Origin of the sequence: Neisseria sicca VK64 (assembly GCF_000260655.1) — a bacterium.
Lineage (GTDB): Bacteria > Pseudomonadota > Gammaproteobacteria > Burkholderiales > Neisseriaceae > Neisseria > Neisseria sicca_B.
In genome coordinates, this window is sequence record NZ_AJMT01000157.1 from 1 (window position 1) to 3,585 (window position 3,585).

Below are 3,585 nucleotides of genomic sequence, written 5' to 3' on the forward strand. Positions count from 1 at the left end.
GGGTATTTGGGTAAAATTAGGAGTGATTGGGGGAGAAAACAGCCGAAAACCTGTTTTTGGGTTTCGGTTGTTGGAGGAAAAGAAATTTTGCAAAGGTCTCCTGCCGTCATTCCCGCGCAGGCGGGAATCCACTTTTGAATTTCGGCAACTGTTTTTGAATATCTGTTTCTTAGGGTTTCCGATGGATTCCCGCCTGCGCGGGTGGAGGTAATTATGGGTTGGATTGGTAAAGTTTGCGTTGAAATTTGCCGAAGTGAGTGAGGTCGTGGAGAGGTCGTCTGAAAAACTAGGTTTGTGTTTCAGACGACCTTTTTGTATTTTTGGAATTCGTGGGCGAAGTCCACGCTACGGCTACCATACGATTACTATGATTCATTTAACCAAATATTCAGTCTTATCAAATAACAAGGTAATGTTAATTGGGTCTTGTTTGGATAGAGATATAGATTGATAGTTATTTAATATTGTTTTTTGTATAGATTCCAAATAATCATCTAATTTATCAGGAAATAAACTTGCTATATCTTCAATTTCCGTACCTTGGTGAATAATATCTGAGTATATGGATTCAATAGGGATCAATTTTAAAAGTTCAATACTCTTTGGTCCAAACATTAAATATTCTATATCGTCAATATTTGCTTTCTTTTGCAATAGAGATGTTACTCCCCCTAGGAGCAAGGTATTAAGCAAGAATTTAAACTGATCTAGATTGCTTGTATCTATTGAGATTTTCATAGTCGTCTTTCTCTTCATCTAAATGTCAAAGCACATATTATCAATATTACTATGAATGACCTTATCTTTGCTTTGGTTTGCTATCAAAAAAAAACAAACCGGTTTTCGTATGTTCAAAATAATACAATGAATGATCTCCAAAACCATCATAACCAGGAACGGTAGCGTGGGCTTTGCCCACGAATAATGATTGCTTGAAACATAAAAAGGTCGTCTGAAACTGTATTTTTCAGTTTCAGACGACCTTTGGTTTCAGAAAAGCATAGGGTGATACGGTATCACTATGCTTTAAACTTCAAGCCTTAACGCCAGTAGCGCCACCAAGGCATATCGTTCGGTTGCCATTGGTGTTGCAGGAATGGGCTTTGCGGGAAGTTGGTTTCCAAGACGCGGCGGGTGTCGGCGGCGAGTTGGGGTTTGTCCAGTTTTTTGTAAGCCAGCTCCATCATAGCGAGCGATTCTTCGACGTAGCGGGTATTTTGGTAACGCTCGACGATTTTTTGGGCGCGGTTGACTGCGGCGAGGTAGGCGCCGCGTTTCATGTAGTAGCGGGCAACGGAGATTTCGTTACCGCCCAAAGCGTCCACCAGTTTTGCCATGCGCTCGGTTGCGTCGGCGGCGTATTTGCTCTCCGGATAGCGTTGTACCAATTCGGCAAACGCTTGGTATGCGCTGCGGTTGGCTTTAGGGTCACGGTCGGACCAGTCTTGCGAGGCGAGTTTGTTGAGGAAGGATTGGTCTTCGTTGAACAAAACCAAGCCTTTGAGGTAAAGCGCGTAATCCATATTCGGATGTTGCGGGTGATGGCGCTGGAAGCGGTCGATGGCGGCGAGGGCTTTTTCAGGCTCGTCGTCTTTGTAATAGGCGTATGCGGTGTCCAGCTGCGCCTGTTGCGCGTAGCGGCCGTTGGGGAAGCGGGATTCTAAAATTTCGTATAACTTGATGGCTCGCGTATAATTGCTGCTGTTCAACTCGTCATGCGCTTCGGCATAGAGTTTTTCCACGTTCCAATCTTGTGTGATTTGCGCGTCTTTATCGACCGTACCTTTATTGCTTGCACAGGCACCCAGTGCCAGACTTAACGAAACTACTAAAAGAATTTTTTTCATGCAGAATACTTCCTTTGATAATGAAGCCGATTATAGCGACGATTTAGACTTTACGTCAGCCCCCGAAGCAGAAAGTTGTGTTAATTTGACTGTTCCGCTGGAGCTTGCGGGCGGGCGGCTGGATGCGGTGTTGGCAAAGCTCATGCCTGATTATTCGCGCAGCCGCCTGACATCGTGGATTAAAGAAGGCGCGGTTATTGTAAACGATAAGCCTGCCCAACCCAAAGACAAAATGATAGGCGGGGAATCCGTCAGCGTAACGGTACGTCCGAGCGAAGAGAATCTCGCGTTCAAACCCGAAGCGATAGATTTGGATATTGTGTACGAAGACGATACCGTCATCGTCGTCAACAAACCCGCCGGACTGGTCGTCCATCCCGCCGCAGGCAACTGGACGGGGACGCTGCTCAACGGCTTGCTGGCGCATTGTCCCGAATTGAGCCAGATTCCGCGCGCGGGCATCGTCCACAGACTAGACAAAGAAACCAGCGGCCTGATGGTGGTCGCTAAAACCCTGCCCGCACAAAATTCCCTCGTGCAGCAACTTCAAGAACGCACGGTCAAACGCATCTACCGCGCCGTCGCCAACGGCATCGTTCCCTTTGACGGCAAAATCGAAACCCAAATCGGACGCGATCCGCACAACCGCCTGAAAATGGCAGTCGTCAAATTCGGCGGCAAACCTGCCGTGACCCACGTCAAAGTGTTGGAACGCTATCTTGCCCACAGCTACATCGAATGTTCGCTCGAAACAGGCAGGACGCACCAAATCCGCGTCCATATGCGCGAAGCCAACCACCCGCTTGCTGCCGACCCCGTTTACGGCAATCTGCGCCATCCGTGCAGCGAACCGGTAAAAGAAGCCGTCAAAAGTCTGGGCGCGCGTCAGGCTTTGCACGCCTACCGCTTAAGTTTCGTCCATCCGAAAACCGGCGAAACCGTCTCTTTTGAAGCCCCGATTCCCGACGATATTTACCACCTGCTCTCCGTCCTGCGCCTCGAAGCAGGCTTGGATTCGTCTTTGAGCAACGAAGAAGAATGGCAGGACAAACTCGGCACGGATGACGACGATGATTGGAACGAAGACGACTACGACGTCGAAGTGGTTTATGTGAGGGATTAAGATGTCTTCTTCAGATTTGGTAAATCTTGCACAAATGGACGGCGAAATGCAGTGGCTGGCGGGTTACGGCAATTTGACATCTGAAAAAACATATCGACTTCCCACTAAAGCTGCCATCGTTTACATGATTGCGCTGCCCGTATGGTTGGGTACGCGGAACATGGAAGATATGAAGATTCTGAACATAGGCTCCGGTGTCTTCATGCTGTCATATCTTTTGATAATGATTTTGTCCTTCCCGTATGTGTCTCTATCATCCAAAAAAAGAGCATTGGAAAAATTACAGGATAAGTTTTGGCGATACGACCCTGTCAAACGAGTCCTGACGCATTGGGAAGGCAGCGAAATCGTTATGGAATATCCTCTTTCTGAAAATGACCACTTATCGGCAATCAGATGGAGAGGCGATCTCTATGGAGAATTTTTTACGCTGGAATATCGCCGTCCATATCCCGCACCATACGTTCGAATTTTGACTTTTATTTATAGCAAGCCGTCAGACAAAAAAGATTTCGCGGCTGCCGCACAAAATATTGCCAAGCAGATGAATCTGCCCTTGGATGAAAACGGTTTGTACAATTAGTCTGATCAGACTTTTCATACCAATATCGCATT

At 47.1% G+C, this 3,585-nt stretch carries 4 protein-coding genes and 1 pseudogene; 3 read left to right on the plus strand and 2 right to left on the minus strand.

Features of this window, described 5'->3' with window-relative positions; all coding sequences use genetic code 11:
* Positions 1-211, plus strand: a pseudogene (locus HMPREF1051_RS15315) (hypothetical protein); the annotation flags it as partial.
* A 161-nt stretch (positions 212-372) separates the two neighbouring features.
* Here the strand turns inward: HMPREF1051_RS15315 and HMPREF1051_RS09080 are convergent.
* Both HMPREF1051_RS09080 and HMPREF1051_RS09085 read right to left on the minus strand, forming a co-directional pair.
* On the minus strand, positions 373-738 hold the full coding sequence (locus HMPREF1051_RS09080; RefSeq protein ID WP_003779325.1) for a DUF3969 family protein: 366 nt from the start codon (positions 736-738) through the stop codon (positions 373-375).
* Positions 739-1,040: 302 nt separating this feature from the next.
* Positions 1,041-1,847, minus strand: a complete 807-nt coding sequence (locus HMPREF1051_RS09085; protein WP_003755523.1) for an outer membrane protein assembly factor BamD — start codon at positions 1,845-1,847, stop codon at positions 1,041-1,043.
* Between HMPREF1051_RS09085 and rluD the strand changes: the two genes are divergently transcribed.
* Entirely contained in the window at positions 1,846-2,970 is a 1,125-nt protein-coding gene (gene rluD / locus HMPREF1051_RS09090) for a 23S rRNA pseudouridine(1911/1915/1917) synthase RluD (protein WP_003767556.1), read from the plus strand. The two genes, HMPREF1051_RS09085 and rluD, sit on opposite strands and share 2 nt — an antisense overlap.
* A gap of 1 nt (position 2,971) precedes the next feature.
* Positions 2,972-3,553, plus strand: a complete 582-nt coding sequence (locus HMPREF1051_RS09095) for a hypothetical protein (RefSeq protein WP_003767552.1) — start codon at positions 2,972-2,974, stop codon at positions 3,551-3,553.
* Positions 3,554-3,585 lie beyond the last annotated feature (32 nt).